General features: G+C 67.9%; 28 protein-coding genes, 2 tRNA genes and 1 other RNA gene. 22 read left to right on the top strand and 9 right to left on the bottom strand.

Features of this window, described 5'->3' with window-relative positions; genetic code table 11:
- Positions 1-69 precede the first annotated feature (69 nt).
- The 5 genes from NKT36_RS12995 to NKT36_RS12975 all read right to left on the bottom strand — a co-directional run bounded on the left by NKT36_RS12995 (position 70) and on the right by NKT36_RS12975 (position 4,052).
- Complete coding sequence (locus NKT36_RS12995) at positions 70-2,055, bottom strand: AMP-binding protein (protein WP_327051478.1); 1,986 nt, start codon at positions 2,053-2,055, stop codon at positions 70-72.
- A 183-nt stretch (positions 2,056-2,238) separates the two neighbouring features.
- Complete coding sequence (locus NKT36_RS12990) at positions 2,239-2,550, bottom strand: DUF7565 family protein (protein ID WP_327051476.1); 312 nt, start codon at positions 2,548-2,550, stop codon at positions 2,239-2,241.
- Positions 2,551-2,747: 197 nt separating this feature from the next.
- Positions 2,748-3,060, bottom strand: an RNA gene (gene ffs, locus NKT36_RS12985) — signal recognition particle sRNA.
- A gap of 137 nt (positions 3,061-3,197) precedes the next feature.
- Positions 3,198-3,557, bottom strand: coding sequence for a DUF5658 family protein (locus NKT36_RS12980; RefSeq protein ID WP_327051475.1), 360 nt, complete (start codon positions 3,555-3,557; stop codon positions 3,198-3,200).
- 81 nt (positions 3,558-3,638) lie between these two features.
- The gene (locus NKT36_RS12975; RefSeq protein ID WP_327051474.1) at positions 3,639-4,052 is read right to left on the bottom strand and encodes a DUF7548 family protein; all 414 of its coding nucleotides are present in this window, start codon (positions 4,050-4,052) and stop codon (positions 3,639-3,641) included.
- Positions 4,053-4,133: 81 nt separating this feature from the next.
- On the opposite strand from NKT36_RS12975, the gene NKT36_RS12970 reads away from it, so the two are divergent.
- Positions 4,134-4,439 (top strand): DUF5798 family protein, encoded by a 306-nt coding sequence (locus tag NKT36_RS12970; RefSeq protein WP_327051473.1) that lies wholly within the window; start codon positions 4,134-4,136, stop codon positions 4,437-4,439.
- 37 nt (positions 4,440-4,476) lie between these two features.
- A complete protein-coding gene (locus NKT36_RS12965; protein WP_327051472.1) occupies positions 4,477-5,457 on the top strand; it encodes a PLP-dependent cysteine synthase family protein in 981 nt (326 codons plus the stop codon).
- A gap of 1 nt (position 5,458) precedes the next feature.
- Here NKT36_RS12965 and NKT36_RS12960 read toward each other — a convergent pair whose 3' ends face one another.
- A complete protein-coding gene (locus tag NKT36_RS12960) occupies positions 5,459-6,769 on the bottom strand; it encodes a M28 family peptidase (protein WP_327051471.1) in 1,311 nt (436 codons plus the stop codon).
- A gap of 200 nt (positions 6,770-6,969) precedes the next feature.
- Between NKT36_RS12960 and pdhA the strand changes: the two genes are divergently transcribed.
- Together pdhA and NKT36_RS12950 are read left to right on the top strand one after the other, a co-directional pair.
- A complete protein-coding gene (gene pdhA, locus NKT36_RS12955) occupies positions 6,970-8,031 on the top strand; it encodes a pyruvate dehydrogenase (acetyl-transferring) E1 component subunit alpha (RefSeq protein WP_327051470.1) in 1,062 nt (353 codons plus the stop codon).
- A 70-nt stretch (positions 8,032-8,101) separates the two neighbouring features.
- Positions 8,102-8,350 carry a hypothetical protein gene (locus NKT36_RS12950; protein WP_327051469.1) on the top strand — a complete coding sequence of 83 codons (249 nt, stop codon included), beginning with the start codon at positions 8,102-8,104 and terminating at the stop codon, positions 8,348-8,350.
- Here NKT36_RS12950 and NKT36_RS12945 read toward each other — a convergent pair whose 3' ends face one another.
- Complete coding sequence (locus NKT36_RS12945) at positions 8,351-8,608, bottom strand: MTH865 family protein (protein WP_327051468.1); 258 nt, start codon at positions 8,606-8,608, stop codon at positions 8,351-8,353. It lies immediately after the preceding gene.
- A 115-nt stretch (positions 8,609-8,723) separates the two neighbouring features.
- On the opposite strand from NKT36_RS12945, the gene NKT36_RS12940 reads away from it, so the two are divergent.
- Both NKT36_RS12940 and NKT36_RS12935 read left to right on the top strand, forming a co-directional pair.
- On the top strand, positions 8,724-9,767 hold the full coding sequence (locus NKT36_RS12940; RefSeq protein WP_327051467.1) for a M42 family metallopeptidase: 1,044 nt from the start codon (positions 8,724-8,726) through the stop codon (positions 9,765-9,767).
- A 174-nt stretch (positions 9,768-9,941) separates the two neighbouring features.
- Positions 9,942-10,580, top strand: coding sequence for a plastocyanin/azurin family copper-binding protein (locus tag NKT36_RS12935; protein WP_327051466.1), 639 nt, complete (start codon positions 9,942-9,944; stop codon positions 10,578-10,580).
- Between the two features lie 119 nt (positions 10,581-10,699).
- On the opposite strand, the gene NKT36_RS12930 is transcribed toward NKT36_RS12935, so the two are convergent.
- Entirely contained in the window at positions 10,700-11,185 is a 486-nt protein-coding gene (locus NKT36_RS12930; RefSeq protein ID WP_327051464.1) for an SRPBCC family protein, read from the bottom strand.
- A 170-nt stretch (positions 11,186-11,355) separates the two neighbouring features.
- Here NKT36_RS12930 and NKT36_RS12925 point away from each other — a divergent pair, with 170 nt between their 5' ends.
- The 14 genes from NKT36_RS12925 (at position 11,356) to rpsB (ending at position 17,933) form a co-directional block, all read left to right on the top strand.
- On the top strand, positions 11,356-11,601 hold the full coding sequence (locus tag NKT36_RS12925) for a YhbY family RNA-binding protein (RefSeq protein WP_327051463.1): 246 nt from the start codon (positions 11,356-11,358) through the stop codon (positions 11,599-11,601).
- A 166-nt stretch (positions 11,602-11,767) separates the two neighbouring features.
- Positions 11,768-11,852, top strand: a tRNA-Ser gene (locus tag NKT36_RS12920).
- Positions 11,853-11,878: 26 nt separating this feature from the next.
- Positions 11,879-12,394, top strand: coding sequence for a 30S ribosomal protein S13 (locus NKT36_RS12915; protein ID WP_327051462.1), 516 nt, complete (start codon positions 11,879-11,881; stop codon positions 12,392-12,394).
- On the top strand, positions 12,394-12,915 hold the full coding sequence (locus tag NKT36_RS12910; protein WP_327051461.1) for a 30S ribosomal protein S4: 522 nt from the start codon (positions 12,394-12,396) through the stop codon (positions 12,913-12,915). Before NKT36_RS12915 ends, NKT36_RS12910 begins: the two co-directional genes overlap by 1 nt.
- Complete coding sequence (locus NKT36_RS12905; protein ID WP_327051460.1) at positions 12,912-13,295, top strand: 30S ribosomal protein S11; 384 nt, start codon at positions 12,912-12,914, stop codon at positions 13,293-13,295. Before NKT36_RS12910 ends, NKT36_RS12905 begins: the two co-directional genes overlap by 4 nt.
- A 3-nt stretch (positions 13,296-13,298) precedes the next feature.
- A complete protein-coding gene (locus tag NKT36_RS12900) occupies positions 13,299-14,093 on the top strand; it encodes a DNA-directed RNA polymerase subunit D (RefSeq protein WP_327051459.1) in 795 nt (264 codons plus the stop codon).
- A gap of 173 nt (positions 14,094-14,266) precedes the next feature.
- A tRNA-Leu gene (locus NKT36_RS12895) sits at positions 14,267-14,351 on the top strand.
- 30 nt (positions 14,352-14,381) lie between these two features.
- Entirely contained in the window at positions 14,382-14,735 is a 354-nt protein-coding gene (locus NKT36_RS12890) for a 50S ribosomal protein L18e (protein ID WP_327051458.1), read from the top strand.
- On the top strand, positions 14,732-15,169 hold the full coding sequence (locus NKT36_RS12885; RefSeq protein WP_327051457.1) for a 50S ribosomal protein L13: 438 nt from the start codon (positions 14,732-14,734) through the stop codon (positions 15,167-15,169). The genes NKT36_RS12890 and NKT36_RS12885 overlap by 4 nt, the downstream gene beginning before the upstream one ends.
- Positions 15,163-15,558 carry a 30S ribosomal protein S9 gene (locus tag NKT36_RS12880; protein ID WP_327051456.1) on the top strand — a complete coding sequence of 132 codons (396 nt, stop codon included), beginning with the start codon at positions 15,163-15,165 and terminating at the stop codon, positions 15,556-15,558. Before NKT36_RS12885 ends, NKT36_RS12880 begins: the two co-directional genes overlap by 7 nt.
- An 11-nt stretch (positions 15,559-15,569) precedes the next feature.
- On the top strand, positions 15,570-15,770 hold the full coding sequence (locus NKT36_RS12875) for a DNA-directed RNA polymerase subunit N (protein ID WP_327051455.1): 201 nt from the start codon (positions 15,570-15,572) through the stop codon (positions 15,768-15,770).
- On the top strand, positions 15,770-15,949 hold the full coding sequence (locus NKT36_RS12870) for a DNA-directed RNA polymerase subunit K (RefSeq protein WP_327051454.1): 180 nt from the start codon (positions 15,770-15,772) through the stop codon (positions 15,947-15,949). Before NKT36_RS12875 ends, NKT36_RS12870 begins: the two co-directional genes overlap by 1 nt.
- A complete protein-coding gene (gene eno, locus NKT36_RS12865; RefSeq protein WP_327051453.1) occupies positions 15,946-17,151 on the top strand; it encodes a phosphopyruvate hydratase in 1,206 nt (401 codons plus the stop codon). Before NKT36_RS12870 ends, eno begins: the two co-directional genes overlap by 4 nt.
- Complete coding sequence (rpsB, locus tag NKT36_RS12860; protein WP_327051452.1) at positions 17,148-17,933, top strand: 30S ribosomal protein S2; 786 nt, start codon at positions 17,148-17,150, stop codon at positions 17,931-17,933. Before eno ends, rpsB begins: the two co-directional genes overlap by 4 nt.
- A 155-nt stretch (positions 17,934-18,088) precedes the next feature.
- Here rpsB and NKT36_RS12855 read toward each other — a convergent pair whose 3' ends face one another.
- On the bottom strand, positions 18,089-19,405 hold the full coding sequence (locus NKT36_RS12855) for a methyl-accepting chemotaxis protein (protein ID WP_327051451.1): 1,317 nt from the start codon (positions 19,403-19,405) through the stop codon (positions 18,089-18,091).
- A 141-nt stretch (positions 19,406-19,546) separates the two neighbouring features.
- Here NKT36_RS12855 and mvk point away from each other — a divergent pair, with 141 nt between their 5' ends.
- The gene (gene mvk, locus NKT36_RS12850) at positions 19,547-20,536 is read left to right on the top strand and encodes a mevalonate kinase (protein ID WP_327051450.1); all 990 of its coding nucleotides are present in this window, start codon (positions 19,547-19,549) and stop codon (positions 20,534-20,536) included.
- Positions 20,533-21,288 (top strand): isopentenyl phosphate kinase, encoded by a 756-nt coding sequence (locus NKT36_RS12845; RefSeq protein WP_327051449.1) that lies wholly within the window; start codon positions 20,533-20,535, stop codon positions 21,286-21,288. Before mvk ends, NKT36_RS12845 begins: the two co-directional genes overlap by 4 nt.
- The last annotated feature ends 53 nt before the right edge of the window (positions 21,289-21,341 follow it).

Here is a 21,341-nt window from a genome sequence, read left to right as displayed (position 1 = left end):
GACAGTGAGCGCCGGTGCGGCCGCTGACGAGGGAGCCGTCAGGAACGGACCGAAGGAGTGGCGCAGTCGTTACCGGGCTTCTTCGAGTTCGTCGAGCGCCCCTGGGTTCTCGATGCTGGACATGTCGCCGAGGTCCTCGCCGGTGTAGGTCGCCTCGATGGCGCGGCGGATTATCTTCCCGCTCTGGGTCTTCGGGAACTCGTCGACGAACAGTATCTCGCGCGGGCGGAACGGCTTGCCGAGCTCCTCGCCGACCTGTGCGCGGAGGTCGTCGCGGAGGTCGTCGCCCGGCTCCTCGTCGTCCTCCAGGATGACGTAGGTGACGACGGCCTGGCCGGTCGTGTCGTCCGGGACGCCGACGGCGGCGGCCTGGTTGACCGCCTCGTGGTCGATGAGCGCGCCCTCGACCTCGGCGGGGCCGACCTTGCGACCGGCGACGTTGATGGCGTCGTCGGCGCGGCCGTGCAGGAACCAGAAGCCGTCCTCGTCCTTCTGGGCCCAGTCGCCGTGGTCCCACAGCGGCGGGTCCTCGAAGCTGGACCAGTACTCGTTCAGGTAGCGGTCGTCGCCCGACCAGAGGCTCTTGGTCATCGAGGGACAGGAGTCGCGGGCGACGAGGAAGCCGCGCTCGTGGGTGTCGGCGATGGACTCGCCCTGCGAGTCCACGATGTCGACGTCCATCCCGAGGCCGGGACCGCCGAGCGTGCAGGGCTTCAGCGACTGGATGGGCATCGGCATCAAAAAGCAGCCGCAGATCTCGGTGCCGCCGGAGATGTTGATGATGGGGGCCTCCCCGTCGCCGACGTTCTCGTAGAACCACTGCCAGGACTCGGGGTCCCACGGCTCGCCGGTCGACCCGAGCAGGCGCAGCGTCGAGAGGTCGTGGCCCTCCAGCCACTCGTCGCCGTGCTGGCGGAGCGCGCGGATGGCTGTCGGCGAGATGCCGAACTGGGTCAGCCCGTGGCGGTCGATCATCTCCCAGAAGCGGTCCGGCTCGGGGTGGTCCGGCGCGCCCTCGTACATGAAGACGGTGCCGCCGAAGGCGTGGTTGCCGATGAGCGTCCACGGCCCCATCATCCAGCCGATGTCGCTCACCCAGAAGAAGCGGTCGCTCGGCTGCAGGTCGAACCCGAAGTACAGCTCCTTGGCGCACTGCATCAGCTGGCCGGCGTGGGTGTGGACGATGCCCTTCGGCTTGCCCGTCGTTCCCGAGGAGTAGAGCAGCATCGACTCGTCGCGAGCGTCCATCTCGACGGTGTCGAACGCGTCGTCCCGGGTCTTGACCGCCTCCGACCACCACTCGTCTCGCTCGTCGTCCCACGGAACCTCGACCTCGCCCTCGCTGCCGCCGAGCCGGTCGTAGACGATGGTGTGCTCGACGTGACCGACCTCGTCGATGGCCTCGTCGGCGGTTCCCTTCAGGGTTATCTCGCTGCCGCGCCGGTAGAAGCCGTCGCCGGTGAACAGGACCGAGCACTCCGAGTCGTCGATGCGGGTCGCCGTGGCGTCGGTACCGAACCCGGAGAAGATGGGCACGGCGATGGCACCGGCCTTGAGGATGCCGTAGAGGATGGAGATGACCTCGGGTACCATCGGCATGTAGAGGCCGACGGTGTCGCCCTTGCCGACGCCGCGCTCGGCGAGCGCGTTGGCGACCTGGTTCGACTCGCGGTGGAGCTCGTGGAAGGTCACCTCTCGGACGTCGCCGGGTTCGCCCTCCCAGATGCAGGCGACCTTGTTGCGCCGCTCCGACTCGGGGTCGGCCCAGCGGTCGAGGACGTTGTGCGCGATGTTGATGGTGCCCCCTTCGTACCACTCCGAGAACTGCGGGCCCTCGCTGTCGTCGCGGACCGTGTCGTAGTCCTCGTAGAACTCGACGTCGAGGTAGTCGACGAGTTCGTCCCAGAACCACTCCACGTCGTCGGTGGTCCGTTCGACCAGTTCGTCGTAGTCGTCGATGTCGTGGTCCTGCATGAACTGCCAGACGTTCGTCGACTCGACGAACTCCCGTGACGGCTCGTGGACGACCTCGTCTACGTCCGCTAGCGTATCCATATCGTGTCCCTCCGTGGTGCGAGATTCACGCACGCGCCTCAAAATACTTTACTTCGGCGCGGTTCGCTCCGGTCGGCGACGTGGGCACCGACCGCGCCGGCAGGTGCTGGTGCGGCGTCGAGAGCGGCGACGGAAGGCCCGTCGCGGAGGGCGTGGGAAGCAGTCGGTGGCGGCGAGGAACGTTCAGGGCAGTTCGCTGCCGTCGAGTTCGTCGAGTCGGTCGACGACGCTCTTGAGGTCGGCCGCCTCCTCGACCTCGTCGCGCACCTGTTCGCGGACGCGAACGGCGCTCGAGTCGGCGTCGTACGACCGGACGTACTCGGCGCGCGAGTGCTCGTCGAACGCGTGCCGGATCGCGAAGTAGCCGTCGGGGACGACCGACCCACAGACCTCACACTCGCGGCGTTCGTGTTCGGTCGTCTGGTGGACGATGGCGTCCTCGACGCTGCCGAACTGCTTCCCACAGTCGTCGATGTCGCATTCCCAGGCCGACATTCGTGGATGGACGTTGTAAGGCCGATGATAAAACCTTTTCTTGCGCTTGCCACGCTCGCAACGACGACGGTCGGCCGGCGCGGAACGGGCGAACGCGACGCTGCGGGAACCTGTGGACGTGCGGGTCGGCGGCGTCTGGGGACAGGCCGCGTCGACGCAGAGAGTCGACACTGACGGACGTGAGGTATGAAGTATGAATGCGGACGGCCGGGGTTGCCCGGCGTTCCGGACCGAGTATTCCCAGGTGCCTCCTCCACCCCGCAACCCTACGAGCGACAGATGTCCGGTGGTCCGCTGCTCACTTCCGTGCCTGACGGATTACCACCGATTAACTGCGACGACGACGCTCCTGCGAGCGCGCGCCGCAGACCTCTGTCCCCGCAGGACGAGGCTTCTGCGTCGGCTTCCGGGGCCCGGACCGGTCTGACCGGACGCCCCCGGAGTTCGGTCCCCGCTCAAGACCATAGCGCGGGTGACGAGCAGGGCCTAACTGCCCGACCTAGTCCATCCCAACGTAGCCGTCTATGACTTAAGGGCCTTTCGCCTTCGACCGTCCTCCGTCGGCCGGTCGCAGGAGACGGTCACCGGCGTCGCCACGCCGTCACCAGCGCAGCCACGTCCACCGTGACGGACGCCGCCGCCGACCGTCAGGCCGCGACGGAGGCGATGGCGACGAGGTTCGAGAGGACGACGAGCGTGCCGACCGCGAGGTAGACGAGGCTGCCGAAGCGAAAGGTTCGGCGCGAGCGCCGGGTGAGCGACGGGAGCGCGACGAGCAGCGCCGCGGTGACGGCCTTCAGGAGGACGAGACCGCCCAGTCCGAGTTCGGCGACCAGCGTCGCGACGAACGGGTTCCCCTCGTCGAGGCCGATGTACAGTCCGAAGCCGGTCGTCACCACGTCGCCGAGCATGACCACGAGGACGGCGAGCAACAGCGGTGGCGAGACGTGCGACCATCGCGATCCGGCGTCGGTCGGTCTTGCGGCGTCGGGGTCGGGTCGGTGCACGGTGACGACTCCGGCGTCCCGACACTTTGTTATAGCCAGACTGACCCGTGGTAACGGGCCACTGGCTCACGAAACGTGCGACTACAGGACGGTCCGGGCGTACCAACCCGCGCTCGCCGGGATGGCAAGCGCCGCTAGCAGGACGACCCAGCGGTGGTACGCGAGCGAATCCATCCGCGCGGCCTGTATCAGCGTGTCCGTCGCCGCCGCCGACGTCGCCAGCGCCCACCAGAGCGTGAGGAGGGCGATGACGCCGCCGAGTGCGACCGTCGCACCCGCGACCGTGGGCGGGTCGGTCCGCTCGTTGAGTCCGGAGCCGAAGGCGATGACCGCCACCAGCGCGAACAGGACGTCGAGCAGTTCGACCGGGACGGCGACGGTGCCGTAGTAGACCGCGACCGCCGCGCCCGGCGCGACGAAGTACGGGAAGGCGATGGCGGCGACGAGGGCCAGACACGACGCGATGCCGACTTTCGGGGCGAGTCGCTGGCTCATGCCCGGGGGCACTCACCCGACCGAGTTAAGCCCCGCGCTTGAGTCGGAAAAATGAGGGTATTGCAGCACGAAGGGGAGGGCATGGGACTCGGAGGCACGGCCAAGAAGATCCAGAAAGTGGCCGACCGCGCGGAACAGCTGTACAGCAAGCTCAATGACGTGTACGACCAGGTCCAGCAGTTGCGCGAGAGCCTCGAGGAGACGAGCGAACGCGTCGAACAGCTCGAGGTCGAGAACGCCAAACAGCAGGCGCTCGTCGAGGCGCTCGCCCGCGAACAGGGCGTCGACGTCGACGAGGTGCTGGCCGACCTGGACGCCGAGACGGCGGAGGCCGCCGACGCCGGCGCAGAATCGGAGGCGACGACCGCGGACGGGTCCGGCGAATAACAACGACTAACCGCGACGCCGCCCACCTCCCACCCAGATGACGACACATCGGGAACCGCTCGACTCGGTGCTCGACACCGTCGGGCGAACGCCGCTCGTTCGCGTCCACGCCGCCCCGGAGTCGGTGCCGGTGTACGCGAAGCTTGAGTCGTTCAACCCCGGCGCGAGCGTCAAGGACCGCATCGGGAAGTACATGCTCGAGCAGATGCTCGACCGCGGCGACCTCGACCCCGGCGGAACGGTCGTCGAACCGACCGCCGGCAACACCGGCATCGGGTTCGCGCTCGCCGCCGGCCAGCTCGACGTGGACGCCGTCTTCGTCGTCCCCGAGCGGTTCAGCCTGGAGAAACAGCAGCTCATGACCGCGTTGGGCGCGGAGGTCATCAACACGCCCACCGAGGACGGGATGGGCGGCGCCATCGAGCGCGCCCACCAGCTCGCCGAGGAGACCGACGGCGCCGTCGTCCCCCAGCAGTTCGCCAATCCGCTCAACGTCGAGGCCCACTACGAGACGACCGGGCCGGAGATATTCGAGGCGCTCGACGGCGAGGTCGGCGCCATCGTCGCCGGCTGTGGCACCGCGGGCACGCTCATGGGTATGGCGAAGTACGCCCACGAACAGGACCCCGACACCTACGTCGTGGCCGTCGAACCCGAGGGCTCGCTGTACGCGGAGACGAAGGGCTCGGACGTCGAGGAGGCCGAGTACAAGATCGAGGGCATCGGCACCCACGACCCGACGACGAACGAACTGTTCGAGCCGGACCGCGTGGACGACATCGTCCGCGTCGCCGACCGCGCCGCCCACGAGGAGGTGCAGCGACTCGCCAGCGAGGAGGGCCACCTCGTCGCCTCCAGCGCCGGCGCGGCCAGCGTCGCCGCGCGTGCCGTCGCCGAGGACATCCGCGACGGCGAGATCGACGCGCCCCACGACACCGTCGTGACGGTGTTCCCCGACTCCAGCGAGCGCTACCTCTCGAAGGGCATCTACCGCTCGTTCGAGGCGTGGGAGGGGTAGGCTACTCGTCGTACGGCCAGTCGCCGGTGATCTTCATTCCCTCGGCCTTGTTCTCCTCTTGGAGCGCCGCGGCGATGGTGCCCGGGTCGACGTGGTCGACCGAGAACGCCTCGTCGGCGAGGTGGACGGTCAGTTCCGTCAGGAGGATGGCCTGCTCGCGGAGGTCCCGGACCTCGAGTTTGTCGAGCGTGTCTGCGTAGGTGTGGCCCCATCCGCGGCCCTCGTCGCCCGTCTCGCTCATCACGTGGTAGCCGGGGACGCCCCACCGGACGAACGGCCAGTGGTCGCTGTGGGGTCCCTGCTCGGGGACGGTCTTCACGGGGTGGTCGAAGCGGTCGGCGACCTCGCGGGCCGCCTCGTCCAGCGCGTCGAAGCCGTGGGTGGTGAAGGTCAGCGTGCGCCCACGGACGACCCCGTCGTTGTTCACGATGGCCTTCACGCTGTCGTGCTCGGTGACCTCGGCCTGGTAGGCGGACCCGACGAGGCCGACCTCCTCCGCGCCGTACGCGATGAAGTGGACCCGCGTGTCGAGTTCGTCCTCGCGCTCGGCCAGCGCCCGCGCCATCTCGACGACCGTTGCGGTGCCGGCACCGTTGTCCATCGCTCCCTCGGCGATGTCGTGGGCGTCGACGTGGCTGGTGACGAGCACCTGTTCGTCGGTGTCGGGCCCGAGTTCCGCGTGGACGTTCTGGCTGGTCGCGTCGTGGGCCTCGGCGTCGACCGACACCGTCACCTCGTCGCCGTCGAAGCGCCGCGCGAGGCGCGCGCCGACCTCCTTGCTCACGCCGACTGCCGGGACGTCGCCGATGGGGTCGTCGGCGGTGCCGACGCTCCCGGTCGGCGGCAGGCAGCCCTCGACGTGGTTCCGGAAGACGAAGGCGGCCGCGCCGCCCTCGACGGCGTAGTAGTACTTCTCGCGCCGGTGGACGAACCGGTCGTAGTAGTCGGGGACGTTCGTCGCGACCATCACGACCTTCCCCTCGACGTCGGCGTCCTCGAAGTCCGCGGGGAGGCCGTAGCCGAGGTCGACGAGTTCGCCCGACACCTCGTCGGCCGGACTGCGCGGCAGGGCGATACAGTCCTGGACCGTCCCGCCCGCGCGAATCTCGCTGTCGCCGCGGGTCCACCCCTGGACGTCGAACTCGTCGAGACGGGCGTCGCGCGCGCCGACCTCGGCGAGGGCGTCCCGCGTCGCCTCCGCGGCGCGTCGTTCGCCGTCGCTGCCGGCCATCCGGTCGCCGATGTCGACCAGCGTCTCGAGGTGGTCCCACCCGGCGTCGCTGGTGAACGTCGAACCGATCCACTGTGTCATACCCTGGCACCTCTTCCGTCGCGGGCCTAAGTGTTTCGAATCGGAACATGCCGAAGAATCGTCGGGAGCCCCCGTCGTGTCGCGGTCGAATCCGACGGTCCGTCGAACACGTATTTATACCACTGCCAGATATTTGGGCGTATCCCGCCACCGGCGATGTTTTATAATGAAAGAAGCCGTCCCGCCGATAGACAGTCGCAATGGCTTCACAGGCTCCTGACGTGACGCAGGTCGTCGCACCGGACGGGACCGTCGACGGTGACGTCGAACTGTCGGCGGCGGACGTGACCGAGATATACCGTCTCCAGGTACTCGCGAGGACGTTCGACGAGAAGGCGGTGTCGCTGCACCGTCAGGGGCGCATCGGGACCTACGCCCCGCTCCAGGGACAGGAGGCAGCGCAGGTGGGAGCCGCCTACGCACTCTCCGAGAACGACTACTGCTTCCCCACCTACCGCGACCACGCGATGTACCTCACGCGGGGGCACTCGCTGCGGAACGTCCTCCTGCACCTGCTCGGCGCGGGCAACTACGTCGACCGCGAGGACCCAGGGAGCCTCAGGACGTTCCCGCCGACCATCCCCATCGCAACCCAGTTACCACACGCGGTCGGCGTCGGGATGGCGGCGGACTACGACGGCGACGAGGCCGTGGCGCTGGCGAGCTTCGGCGACGGTGCGACCAGCGAGGGCGACTTCCACGAGGCGATGAACTTCGCCGGCGTGTACGACGCGCCGGTCGCCTTCTTCTGTCAGAACAACCAGTACGCCATCTCGGTCCCGATGGAGCGCCAGACGGCGAGCGCGACCATCGCCCAGAAGGCCGAGGCGTACGGCTTCGACGGCGTCCGCATCGACGGCAACGACGTGTTCGCCGTCTACCGCGCGGTCAGCGAGGCGCTCGACCGCGCCCGTCGCGGCGAGCCGATGCTCGTCGAGGCGGTCACCTACCGCCAGGGCGCACACACGACCACCGACGACCCCACGCAGTACCGCGACCGGTCCGAGGTCGAGGCGTGGGCCGAGCGGGACCCCATCGAGCGCACCCGCGAGTACCTCGAATCCGAACACGGCTGGTCGGAGGACGACGAGCGGGCGCTCCGCGAGGAGGCCGAACGGCGCGTGGCCGAAGCGGTCGAGGCCGCCGAGGAACACGACGGCTTCGACACCGACGCCATCTTCGACCACGTCTACGCCGACGAACATCCGCGCCACCCCGCCCAGCGCGAACAGGTCCCTGACGACCCCGAAGTGGACCGATAGACGGCCGTACGGCGAATCGTCGCCAGCAAGGTTATGTGAAGTCCTGTGGTACCACCGACGGGGGTTCAACATGGAACGACACGACCCACAGCCAGGGGTAGGCGAACCGGGCGTCGAAACGCAGACGGTCGAGGACATCGCCGAGATGGAGATAACGGAGCCCACGCTGACGTGGCTCGAGGTGTCTCATCCCCAGCAGCCGATACCGATCGGGGAGAAAGACCGCGTCCTCGACAGCACGTTCAACGAGCAACACGACGTCTGGGAGGTGCTGCTCATCGCGATACCGAACGAGGAAGGGGAATCCGAGGAAGAGTAACTACAGCATATCCTTCTGCTTCAGGCCTTCCACGAGGTCGTCGACGAGGCTGTCGACGTCGTCGTAGGGGAAGTCCTGCGTGTCGGACATCTTCGTCGCCAGTTCCATCGCCGTGAAACTGGTGTCGCCGGCCTCGAAGCGCGTACCGGGCCCGTCCGGCAGCGCCGGGACGAGGTCCATCGGGTTGCTGACGGGGTAGTCTGCGCCCTCGAAGGCGTCGTGGAACTGCTCTCTGAATTCGGCTTCCTTGTCTGCCATGTGAAGGTTTTGTGTCGTTGCGGGGCAAAAACGTTCCGGAACAACAATACACGAGTTGTGAGTTCATTCACCGCATCGCGTGGGTTTAAGCCCGCTGCCCGCAGATAGAGACGGGATGGACTTCGACTTCGAGTTGCTGCGGGAGCTCACGGAGACGAGCGGCGCGCCGGGGTACGAGGACCGCGTGCGCGAGATAGTGCGGCGGGAGTTCGACGGCGTGGTCGACGAGGTGCGGACGGACGCCATGGGGAACGTCGTCGGGACGGTGTACGGCGACGGCGACTACGAGGTCGTGGTCGCCGCGCACATGGACGAGATCGGTTTCATGGTCCGGCACGTCGACGACGACGGGTTCGTCGCGCTGGAACCGCTCGGGGGCTGGGACCCCCGCGTCCTGAAGGCCCAGCGCGTCACGGTGCACGCCGACGACGGCGACCTGACCGGCGTCATCGGGTCGATGCCGCCGCACCTTCTCGACGACGACGAGGACGACCCGTCGGTCGAGGACGTCCACGTCGACCTGGGCCTGCCGGCCGAGGAGGCCCGGAAACGCGTCGCGGTCGGCGACCTCGTCACGATGGAGCAGACGACGACGCGCGTCGGCGAGCACGTCACCGGAAAGGCGCTCGACGACCGGGTGTGCCTGTTCGCGGTCCTGGAAGCTGCGAAGCGCGTCTCCGACCCCGACGTGACGATACATTACGCGGCGACGGTGCAGGAGGAGGTCGGCCTCCGCGGCGCGGCCGCGCTGGGCGTCGACCTCGACCCGGACCTGGCCGTCGCGCTCGACGTCACCGTCGCCCGGGACGTCCCAGCGGTCGACGACGAGGCCGACTACGTGACCGAACTCGGCGAAGGGGCCGCGATAAAGCTCAAGGACGGCAGCGTCGTCACGAGCCCGAAGGTCAATCGACGGCTCCGCGCGGTTGCCGAGGAGCACGACGTCGCCCACCAGACTGAGATCCTCCCCTCCGGCGGCACCGACACCGCCGGCTTCCAGAACACCCACGGTGCGAAGCCCGTCGGCGCCATCTCCGTGCCGACGCGCTACCTCCACACCGTGACCGAGAGCGTCCACAGCGACGACGTGGCCGCGGCCATCGACCTCCTCGCCGCCTTCCTGGAGACGGAGACGGGCGAACACGACTACAGACTGTAACGTCTCTGAGCCGGACGGTTCTGCGCAGTTCCGTTTGCACTCCCCCTCTGTCGAAACGCCGGTGCGCGCCCCCGTCGGCCACCGAGCAGTCGGAATCTCCACCCCGGGAGGGCGCGGCGACCGCCGGGAGTGAAAACCAAAGTATTCAGTAGCCGGCGGTTCAAACCCCCGCTCATGACAGATGGGGAAACGGACGGATCGGTGACGAGGCGCGGATTCCTGCTCGGTACGGCGGGCGCGGCTGCCGCCGGCGTGGCCGGCACCGCGAGTGCTCAGGAGAACAACAGCTCCGGCGGCGGTGACAACGGCTCCAGCGGCTCCGGCAGTAGCAGCGGTGGCGGCGGAACGGAGGAAGTGATCGTCGGCCCGGACGGCGACTTCGTGTTCACCCCGGGGACGGATGAGCCGCTGTACATCACGCCCGGGACGACGGTGAAGTTCGTCTGGGAGTCGGACAACCACAACATCGTCGTCGGCGAGCAGCCCGAAGGCGCGAACTGGGAGGGGACGAAGGGCGGTCCCTCGGACACGTACAACACGGGCCACACCTACGAGTACACCTTCGAGACGAAAGGCGAGTACCACTACTGGTGCGAACCGCACAAGCCCTCCGGGATGGTCGCCGACATCGTCGTCAACGATTCTGGGTCGGCACCCGGGAGCGGCGGCGGCGGAGCCTCGCTCCCGACCGTCCCCGGCAGCGCCAAGACGCTCGGCGTCGCCACCTCGGGCGCGATGCTGAGCACGCTCGGCCTCACCTACTTCTTCATGAAGTTCGGGGGCGACTACGGCGAAGCCGGCAAGTACGAGTAACCCCCGCCGCAGTGCGGTCGAAACGACCGCCGTTCACGGTTCGACGAATCCAGCGACTGCACCCCGTCGGTGACGCCGTCCCACAGGGGCCACCGTCGCCCGCGACCTCGGCGCAGGCGTCACCCCCTTTCGAGCAGTCCCTTCGTCTGCCGGTGTCGATAGCGGAACATCGGCTCGAAGCCGACCCACGCTAGCTGGTCGAACGCCGGGCCCGCGGGGCCGAGCGGGAACTCGTACTCCACGCGGTCGCGGACCAGCGTCCGGCCGTCGTCGGCGTAGAACTGGTGCGTGTGGTTCCAGGTCGCGAACGGCCCGCCGCGCATCTCGTCCGCGAAGACCGCCGCGCCGTCGCTCTCCTCGCGACGCGTTATCGTCGAGACCCACTCCTGGCGCGGACCGACGCCGAACGGGCGCGCCGAGAGCCGGACGTCCGTTCCCGCCGTCAGGACCGACGTCTCGCTCTCACCGTCCGGACCCCTGATACCCTCGACGCGGAGGTTCATCCACCCCGGCGTGAGCGCCTCCAGGCCGTCGATCGTGGAGTGGAACTCCCACACGTCGGCCAGCGGCGCGTCGACCCATACCTCGCGTTGATACGTCGCCATCGTTACCGACGTGAACGCGCTGGTTGAATAGACTTGCGCGCGTGCACGTGTGAGACGCCGACTGGTGCAACGAGGCGCAGACTGGGTGCAACCGTGTGGCGCGCAACCGTGTACCCGGGGCGCTGGACTGTAGAAGCTTTAAACGAGGGCGACCCCAAGGTGGGTTCACCATGACCGACCAGGAGCTCAGGAAGCAGGCCCACGACCTCGACGTGACCGTCTGGGTCGGCAAGAGCGGCCTCCAGGCAGTGACGGACGAACTCGGCGACCAGCTTTCCGACCGGAAGCTCGTGAAGGTGAAGTTCCTCCGCGCGGCCCGCGGCGGCACGTCGGTGGACGAACTTGCCGAGGAACTGGCCGAACGCGTCGACGCCGACCTCGTCGAGACGCGCGGCAACACCGCGGTGTACCACTGACGACCCCCAGTGTATCGCTGACGACAATCGTTCTCCCCGTCCTCGCGGCGAACCACCACACTCCATCGGATTCGTTGGGCTTAAATAACCCGTCGTCCAACGTACGACTGCAGAGAACTGTAGGGGCGAACGCCCCGAGTCCGGAAGGGCGAACGTGAACACGCGTGTCGAGGTAGCCTAGTCTGGCCCACGGCGCAGGGTTGCTAACTCTGTGGCGTCAAGCCTCGAGGGTTCGAATCCCTCCCTCGACGCTCCGAATCCGTTCGACAGACCAACTATGAGTACAGAACAACCACAGGACGAGGAGGACGAAGACCTCCGATATTTCGTCCGCATCGGGCAAACCGACCTCGATGGGACGAAGACCGTCGAGCGATCCCTGAGCGAGATGAACGGGGTCGGTCGTCGGACTGCACGAATCATCGCTGAGAAGGCGGATGTCGACCGGACGGCGACGTTCGGCCGACTCGAAGACGACGAGATCGAATCCGTCGTCGAGGCCGTCGACGAGTACGCCGAGGAGGTTCCGGAGTGGCTCACGAACCACCGCAAGGGATACTTCTCCGGCGAGAGCACCCACGAGACCGGTAACGACCTGCAGATGACGCGTCGGCAGGACATCAACCGGATGAAGATGATCGACTCGTACAAGGGCATCCGCCACAAGCGCGGCCAGAAGGTCCGCGGTCAGCGGACCAAGTCCACGGGTCGTACCGAGGGTACCATCGGCGTCAACGTCGAAGAGATCAAGGAAGAACAGGCCGCGGAAGGCGAAGAGGGTGGTGAAGAGTAATGTCGCTGCCTGGTGAGAACACCAAGTTCTACGAGACCCCCAACCATCCGTTCCAGGGCGAACGCATCGCCGAGGAGCAGGGGCTGATGGACCGTTACGGCCTGAAGAACAAGGAGGAGCTCTGGCGCTCCCAGAGCCAGCTCCGTAACTTCCGTCGCGAGGCCCGCCAGCTGCTCGGCGGGCTCACCGGCGAGGACACCGACGAGGACGAGGAGTTCGTCTCCCGTCTGAAGCGTCTCGGCATCCTCGACGACGGCGACGAGCTCGGCGACGTACTGCTGCTGGAGGTCACCGACGTCCTCGAACGTCGCCTCCAGACCGTCGCCTACCGCAAGGGCCTGGCGAACACGCCCGAACAGGCGCGCCAGTTCATCACGCACGGCCACGTCCGCGTGGACGGCCGTCGCGTGTCGATCCCCTCCTACAAGGTGGAGATCGACGAGGAGGCGACCGTCGAGTTCGACGAGAACAGTCCGCTCGCGGACGAACTGCACCCGGAACGCGCGGGGGATAACGAATGAGCGACGAAGAGAAGTGGGGCATCGCCCACGTGCACGCATCGTTCAACAACACCATCATCACCATCACCGACCTCACCGGTGCCGAGACCATCGCGAAGTCCTCGGGCGGAACCGTCGTGAAGCAGAACCGCGACGAGTCCTCGCCGTACGCGGCCATGCAGATGGCCGAGACGGTCGCCGAGGAGGTCAAGGCCGCGGGCATCGACGGCGTTCACGTCCGCGTTCGCGGTCCCGGCGGGAACCAGCAGCAGAACCCCGGCCCGGGCGCACAGGCGACGATTCGAGCGCTGGCACGTGCCGGCCTCGAGATCGGCCGCATCGAGGACGTGACGCCCATCCCGCACGACGGAACCCGCGCACCGAAAGGTAGTGGATTCTAACACATGACCGAAGACTTCGACGTGGAGTTCATCGACCGCGACGACCGCACCGCGCGGTTCCTCGTCCGCAACGTCACGCCGGCGTTCGCCAACGGCATCCGGCGTGCCATCGTCGCGGACGTGCCGACGATGGCCATCGACACCGTCCGGGTCATCGAGAACTCGTCGGTCATGTTCGACGAGCAGATCGGACTCCGTCTCGGTCTCGTGCCGCTGGCCGCGCCGGCCGGCGAGTTCGAGGAGGGCGACACGGTCACCCTGAGCCTCGACGTGTCGGGGCCGGGGACCGCGTTCTCGGGCGACCTGATCAGCTCCGACGAGGTGGTCGAACCCGCCGACGACAACATCCCGATAATCGATCTGAAGGACGACCAGCGCCTCGAGCTCGAGGCCGACGCCGTCCTCTCGACGGGCAAGGACCACGCCAAACACCAGGGTGGCGTCGCGGTCGGCTACCGCCACCTGCAGCGCGTCGAAGTCGTCGGTGACCGCGAGGAGTACGAGGAAGCGGAACCGCACATCCTTCGCGGCACCATCGAGGAACACGAGGCAGAACACGCGTCGCCCGGCCCGGACGGCGAGGAGCCGACGGACGGCGACCTCGTGCCGACCGAGACGTTCGACCACGACCTCACCAACCGGTACACCGGCAAGGAGGTCGAGGTCCACGACGTACCGAACGCCTTCGTGTTCCACGTCGAGACCGACGGGTCGCTGTCCATCGAGGACCTCGTGACCGAGGCGGTCGACACGATCGAAGCGCGCGCGAACGAACTCGAAGAAGCAATCCAACTATAGAATGACTGACCCTTCGAACCTCCCTGACGCGTCCGCCGCTGTCGGAGTGGCAACTGCCGTTCGGCGCTCGCAGACACCGACGTCTGCCAGCCGAAAACGGCAGACCGAAAGTGGTTTGAAGGGTCGCCTGCAACTGTGTGATACCCGCGAGGGTGCGCACGTGTTCTCAGCGTGCAGGGATAGCCAAGTCAGGCCAACGGCGCAGCGTTCAGGGCGCTGTCTCGTAGGAGTCCGCAGGTTCAAATCCTGCTCCCTGCACTTCAGCTCTTATTCCAAGGAGGAAGTAGCATGAGCAAGACGAATCCGAGGCTCACTAGTCTTATCGCCGAACTCAAGTCGGTGTCCCGCGATTCGGACGCCGACGTGTGGAGCGACGTTGCAGCACGCCTCGAGAAACCTCGCAGTACGCACGCGGAGGTCAACCTGGGTCGCATCGAGCGATACGCCCAGGAGGACGAGACCGTCGTCGTGCCCGGCAAGGTTCTCGGGAGTGGCGTGCTCGAAAAGAACGTCACCGTCGCCGCAGTCGACTTCTCCTCGACCGCGGAGACGAAGATCGAGCAGGCTAGCGGTGAGCCCATCGAACTCGAACAGGCAGTGGAACAGAACCCCAGCGGCTCGAACGTACGGGTGATTCGATGAGTATCGCAGAATTCGACGCCGACGTCGTCGTGGACGCCCGCGACTGCATCCTGGGTCGCGTCGCGAGCCAGGTCGCACAGAAGGCGATGGACGGCCAGACGGTCGCCGTCGTCAACGCCGAGGACGCCGTCATCACCGGCAGCGAGGACGACGTGGTGTCCACGTTCCGGAAGCGCGTCAACCTGGGATCGGACAGCGGTCCCTACTACCCGAAGCGACCGGACATGATCTTCAAGCGGTCCATCCGCGGCATGCTGCCGTACAAGAAGGACCGCGGCCGCGAGGCCTTCGAGAACGTCCGCGTCTACGTCGGGAACCCCTTCGACGAGGACGCCGACGTCCTCGAGGACACCTCGCTGGACCGACTCTCGAACATCCGCTTCGTCCAGCTGGGCGAGGTCAGCGAACAACTGGGTGCTAACGTCACATGGTAACGAACACGAGCGGCAAGAAGAAGACGGCCATCGCCCGTGCGACGGTCACGGACGGCGAGGGTCGCGTGCGAATCAACTCTCAGCCAGTCGAACTGGTCGAACCGGAGATGGCTCGCCTGAAGATGCTGGAGCCGTTCCGCATCGCCGAAGAGGAGCGCGAGGACGTCGACGTCGACATCGACGTCTCCGGCGGCGGCATCAGCGGCCAGGCGGACGCGGTCCGCACCGCCATCGCGCGCGGTATCGTCCAGCACACCGGCGACGCCGAACTCCGCGACGCGTTCATGGAGTTCGACCGCTCGCTGCTGGTGAACGACGTCCGCCAGTCCGAACCCAAGAAGTGGGGCGGCCCCGGCGCTCGGGCTCGCTACCAGAAGTCCTACCGCTAAGTGATCCAACCATGATGGTACCAGTCCGGTGTTTCACGTGCGGCAAGGTCGTCGGTGAACACTGGGAAGAGTTCAAGGCACGTGCCGAGACGAAAGAGGGCGACGAAGACCCCGAGAAGGTACTCGACGAACTCGGCGTCGACCGCCAGTGCTGTCGGCGGATGCTCGTCTCGCACAAGGACCTGGTCGACATCGTCGCACCCTACCAGTGATGGCCCGACAACGTTACTCCCGGTACGAGAAAGCACGCATCATCGGGGCGCGAGCCCTGCAGGTGTCCTACGGTGCGCCCGTGCTCGTCGACACCGACGAGTCGCAACCCATCCTCATCGCGGCCGAGGAGTACGACGCCGGCGTCCTGCCGTTCACCGTACGTCGGGAGGGCCAATGACGCTCGTCGAGAGCGTCCGCCTCCGGCAGGTGCTCGACTCGCGCGGTAACGCGACCGTCGAGGCCGACGTGGTCACCCAGAGCGGCGGGTTCGGCCGCGCGGCCGCGCCGAGCGGTGCCAGCACGGGCGAGTACGAGGCGATCGAACTCGAACCGGGCGAGGCCATCGCCGCGGCGCGCGAGTACGCCGTGCCGCGACTCGAAGGGAAGGTGTACGTCGGCGACCAGCGCGACGTGGACCGGACGCTCCGCGCGGCCGACGGCACGGACGACTTCTCCGAGATCGGCGCGAACAGCGCCGTCGCCATCAGCATGGCCGCCGCGAAGGCCGCCGCCGACGTGCTCGGTGCGCCACTGTACCAGCACCTCGGCGGTGCGTTCCGCGGTGACGACTTCCCGGTCCCGCTGGGCAACGTCATCGGCGGCGGCGAACACGCCGCCGACGCGACGGACATCCAGGAGTTCCTGGTCGCGCCGGTCGGCGCGCCGAACGTCCAGGACGCAGTGTTCGCCAACGCAGCGGTCCACCACGAGGTGGCCGACCTGCTCGACGAGCGCGGCGTGCCCGCGGGCAAGGGCGACGAGGGCGCGTGGGCGCCCTCCATCGACGACGCCGACGCGTTCGACGTGATGGAGGAGGCCGTCGCCGCCGTCTCCGAGGAGTTCGGCTTCGACATCCGGTTCGGCCTCGACGTGGCCGCCGCCGAACTGTACGAGGACGGCGAGTACCACTACGACGGCGAGACGCGGACGCCCGAGGAGCAGGTCGACTACGTGGCCGACCTCGTCGAGGAGTACGACCTCGCGTACGTCGAGGACCCGCTCGACGAGGACGACTACGAGGGGTTCGCGGAGCTCACCGAGCGGGTGGGCGACCGGACGCTGATCTGCGGTGACGACCTGTTCGTCACCAACACCGACCGCCTCGCGGACGGCATCGACGTCGGTGCGGGCAACTCCATCCTCGTCAAGCCGAACCAGATCGGGACCCTCTCGGACGCGTTCGACGCGGTCGAACTCGCCGTCCGCAACGGGTACGACCCGGTCATCTCCCACCGGAGTGGCGAGACGGAGGACACGACCATCGCACACCTCGCCGTCGCGACGGACGCCCCGTTCATCAAGACGGGCGCCGTCGGCGGCGAGCGAACTGCCAAGCTGAACGAGCTCGTGCGGATCGAGCAGAACGCATCACGACTATGAGTGAAAACGACCCCGAACAGGTAGACGAAGCGGACGGTCTCGACGCCGCGGAGGAGGAGATCGACGCCGAACCCGAGGGCGAGTCGGGCGCGAACCCCGGCACCGACCCCGAGGAGGACGTCGGCGCGCAGGCGGACGAGGCCGAAACGGAGACCGAAGACGAGGGCCCCCAGCTGGACGAGGACGTGCTCGGCGACGAGGAGGCCGACCTCCTCATCCCCGTCGAGGACTACCTCGGCGCTGGCGTCCACATCGGCACCCAGCAGAAGACCCAGGACATGGAGCGGTTCATCCACCGCGTCCGCACGGACGGCCTCTACGTCCTCGACGTGAGCCGGACGGACGGTCGCATCCGGACCGCGGCCGACTTCCTGGCCAACTACGACCCCGAACAGATCCTCGTGACGAGTTCGCGCCAGTACGGCCGCTTCCCCGCGGAGAAGTTCGCGGACGCGGTCGGCGCGCGCGCACGCACCGGACGGTTCATCCCGGGCACGCTCACGAACCCCAAGTACGACGGCTACATCGAGCCGGACGTCCTGGTCGTCACCGACCCCATCGGTGACTCCCAGGCCGTCAAGGAGGCCATCACGGTGGGCATCCCGGTCATCGCGATGTGCGACTCCAACAACAACACCAGCAACGTCGACCTCGTCGTCCCGACGAACAACAAGGGGCGCAAGGCGCTGTCGGTCGTCTACTGGCTGCTGGCCAACGAGACGCTCGACCGCCGTGGCGCAGAGCCCGCCTACTCGCTCGACGACTTCGAGAGCGGGATTTAACGCCGTTTTCGCTGCTATTTAGGCCGTTTTCTCGCGCTTCCTACCGTCGGTAAGCGACGCAGCAACTCGCCACCCGTCACCGCCAGGGTCGCTGCTGATGGCGCTCCTGATGCCGGTAGATGGAAAGGAGAGAACGAGGTGGCGACCGTGCAGCCTCAGTCGTCCAGAACCGCCTGTATCTCTTCCTCGACGGACTCCAGGCTCTCCTCGAGGTCCTCGACCATCATCGTCTGCTCCTCGTTGGCCGCGGCGACCTCCTCGACGGCGTCGGACACCTCCGCGCTCCGGTCGACGGTGGTGTCGACCATGCTGGCGATCTCCTCGGCGCTGGCGGCCTGGTCGTCGGTGGCCTCCGCGATCTCGGTGACGCCGACGTCGGTCTCCTGGATGGCCGAGACGATGGACTGCTGGTTGTCGACGACCGTCTCGATGTCGGCGGCGACCGAGTCGATGCGGTCGGTCTGCGATTCGACGCTGTCGACCGTCCCGAGCGCCGTCTCGCGGACCTCCTCGACGATGCGCTCGATCTCGTCGACGCGCTGTTTCGACTGCTCGGCGAGGTCCTTGATCTCGTTCGCGACGACGGCGAACCCGTCGCCGCCGTCCTTCGCGCGCGCGGCCTCGATGTTGGCGTTGAGCGCGAGCAGGTTCGTCTGGTCGGCGATGTCGTTGATGACGTCGACGATCTCGTCGATCTCGTCGACGCGCTCCTCGAGGGTCCTGGCGTCGTCGGCGACGCCGCCGGCCTCGTCGGCGACGTCCTCGACGGCGTCGAGCGTCTCCTCCGCCGCGTCGGCGGACTCCTCCGCGAGCGCCTTCGCCTCCGAACTCTGGCTGCTGACCTCCTCCGCGCTGGAGGCGATCTGCTCGACCGTGGCGCTGAACGTGCCGACCTCGGACTGGATCTCCTCGAGGTTGTCCGTCTGCTCCTGCGCGAAGTCGCTGATCTCCTGGGCGTTCTCGGAGACCTCCGTCGCCGAGTCGCGCAGTTCGTCGACCGCGACCTCGACCTCGCCGGAGAGCTTCTGCTGGAGTTCGCGCACCTGCTCGCGCTGCTCGACGAGGTCCGTGAGACGGGTGATTATCTCGACCGCCCCGACCGACTCGCCGGCAGGCGTCGTGATGGGGACGCCGAGGGCGCGACCGTGAAACACGTCGCCGTCGGCAGACTCCGCGCTACGGATGGCCGTCTCGCGGATCGGCTCCGCGGTCCGGACGACCTCCTCGGCGAGGGTCTCGTCCTGCCCCTTCGTCCCGAACAGGTCGAAGGCGTGTTCGCCGACGGCGTCCGCCGCCGGGTAGCCCGTCAGCGATTCGACGCCGTCGTTCCAGTGAGTGACGTACCCGTCGCCGTCGACGACGAACGCCGGCTCCGGCAGCGTCTCGACGAGCGATTCGAATGCCTGTCGCCAGAACACGGCGTCGTCGTCCGGTGCGATCGCCGACGTCGCGTTTACCTGTTCGGTCGCCATGGATGAACTCTACCGGGAGAAACCGCACTCTTCCCTGATTAATGCTTGGAATCGACTAACCGATGACAGCAGACTGATAGTACCGCCGGGCGCGGGAGCGACTCCGAAAACCCTGTTACGTCCGGACGCGCAGCCACGACCATGACAGAGTCGAGTGCCCCGGGGAAGGTCTACCTCTTCGGGGAGCACGCCGTCGTCTACGGCGAACCCGCGGTGCCGTGCGCCATCGAACGCCGTGCGACGGTGACGGTCGAGGAACGCGACGACGACCGGTTGCGGGTCCACGCCCAGGACCTGAGCCTCGACGGCTTCACGGTCGAGTACAGCGGCGAGACGGGGGCGACGCCGGACGTCGACGTGTCGACGCCGCTCGTCGAGGAGGGCATCGGGTACGTCGACGCCGCGGTCTCGGAGGCCCGCGAGGCGGCGGACGCGCCGAACGCCGGCTTCGACATCACCATCGAGAGCGAGATACCGCTCGGGGCGGGCCTCGGGTCGTCCGCCGCAGTGACCGTCGCCGGCATCGACGCCGCGACGCGCGAACTCGGCGTCGACCTCTCCGACGAGGAGATCGCCGAGCGCGCCTACCGCGCGGAGCTCGCGGTCCAGGACGGCCAGGCCTCGCGCGCCGACACCTTCTGCTCGGCGACCGGCGGCGCGGTCCGCGTCGAGGGCGACGACTGCCGCAGCATCGACGCGCCCGACCTGCCCATCGTCGTCGGGTTCGACGGCGGCGCGGGCGACACCGGCAAGCTCGTCGCGGGCGTGCGGGCGCTCCGCGAGGAGTACGACTTCGCCGCGGACACGGTCGAGAGCATCGGCGACGTCGTCCGCCGCGGCGAGGACGCGCTCGCCGACGGCGACCTGGCCGAACTCGGACGGCTGATGAACTTCAACCACGGGTTGCTGGAGGCGCTCGGCGTCTCTTCGCGCTCGCTCGACGGGATGGTCTGGGCGGCCCGGGACGCGGGCGCGCTCGGCGCGAAGCTGACCGGCGCGGGCGGCGGTGGCTGCATCGTCGCGCTCGACCCGACCGACGAGACCACCACGGCGCTGCGGTTCACGCCCGGTTGCGAGGACGCTTTCCGGGCCGAACTGGACACCGACGGCGTTCGCGCGGAGGACGCATGACGACGATCGTCAAGCTCGGCGGGAGCGTCATCACGGAGAAGGACCGCGCCGACACCCTCGACGGCGCGGCGCTGGACCGGCTGGCGGACGCCATCGCCGCCGTCGACGTCGACGACCTCGTCGTCGTCCACGGCGGCGGTAGCTTCGGCCACCACCACGCCAGCGAGCACGGGGTCTCGAAGACGGCGGGAAGCGACGACGCAGGAGCTGCGGTGGACATCCACGGCGCGATGAAGACGTTGAACGAGTTCGTGCTCGCGCGCCTGCACGACCGCGGCGTGCCGGCCGTACCCGTCCATCCGTTCTCGGCCGCCACGCGCGACGCCGACGCGACGCTCGCGCTGCCGACGGCGCAGGTCGAGACGATGCTGGGCGAAGGGTTCGTGCCCGTCCTCCACGGCGACGTGGTGGCCCACGCCGGCGAGGGCGTCACCGTCGTCAGCGGCGACGAACTCGTCGTCTCCCTCGCGCGCGGACTCGACGCCGACCGCGTCGGGTTCTGTTCGACGGTCCCGGGCGTACTCGACGCCGACGACGCGGTCGTCGAGCGCATCGACGACTACGACGCCGTCGCCGACGTCCTCGGCGAGAGCGACGCGACGGACGTGACCGGCGGCATGGCGGGGAAGGTCAGGGCGTTGCTGGGCCTGGCGACGCCGGCCTCCGTCTTCGGGCCGGACGCACTCGGGGCGTTCCTGAGCGGCGGGACCCCGGGGACGCTCATCGAGGGCGGTGCGGACGCCGACGGGTGACTTCGGCGGACGGGCGATTCAGCGCTGACGCCGACGAGTGACGTGTGCGGACG

It is taken from the genome of Halomicrococcus gelatinilyticus (genome assembly GCA_024227995.1).
GTDB lineage: Archaea > Halobacteriota > Halobacteria > Halobacteriales > Haladaptataceae > Halomicrococcus > Halomicrococcus gelatinilyticus.
This window is presented reverse-complemented; position numbering and strand designations above follow the sequence as displayed.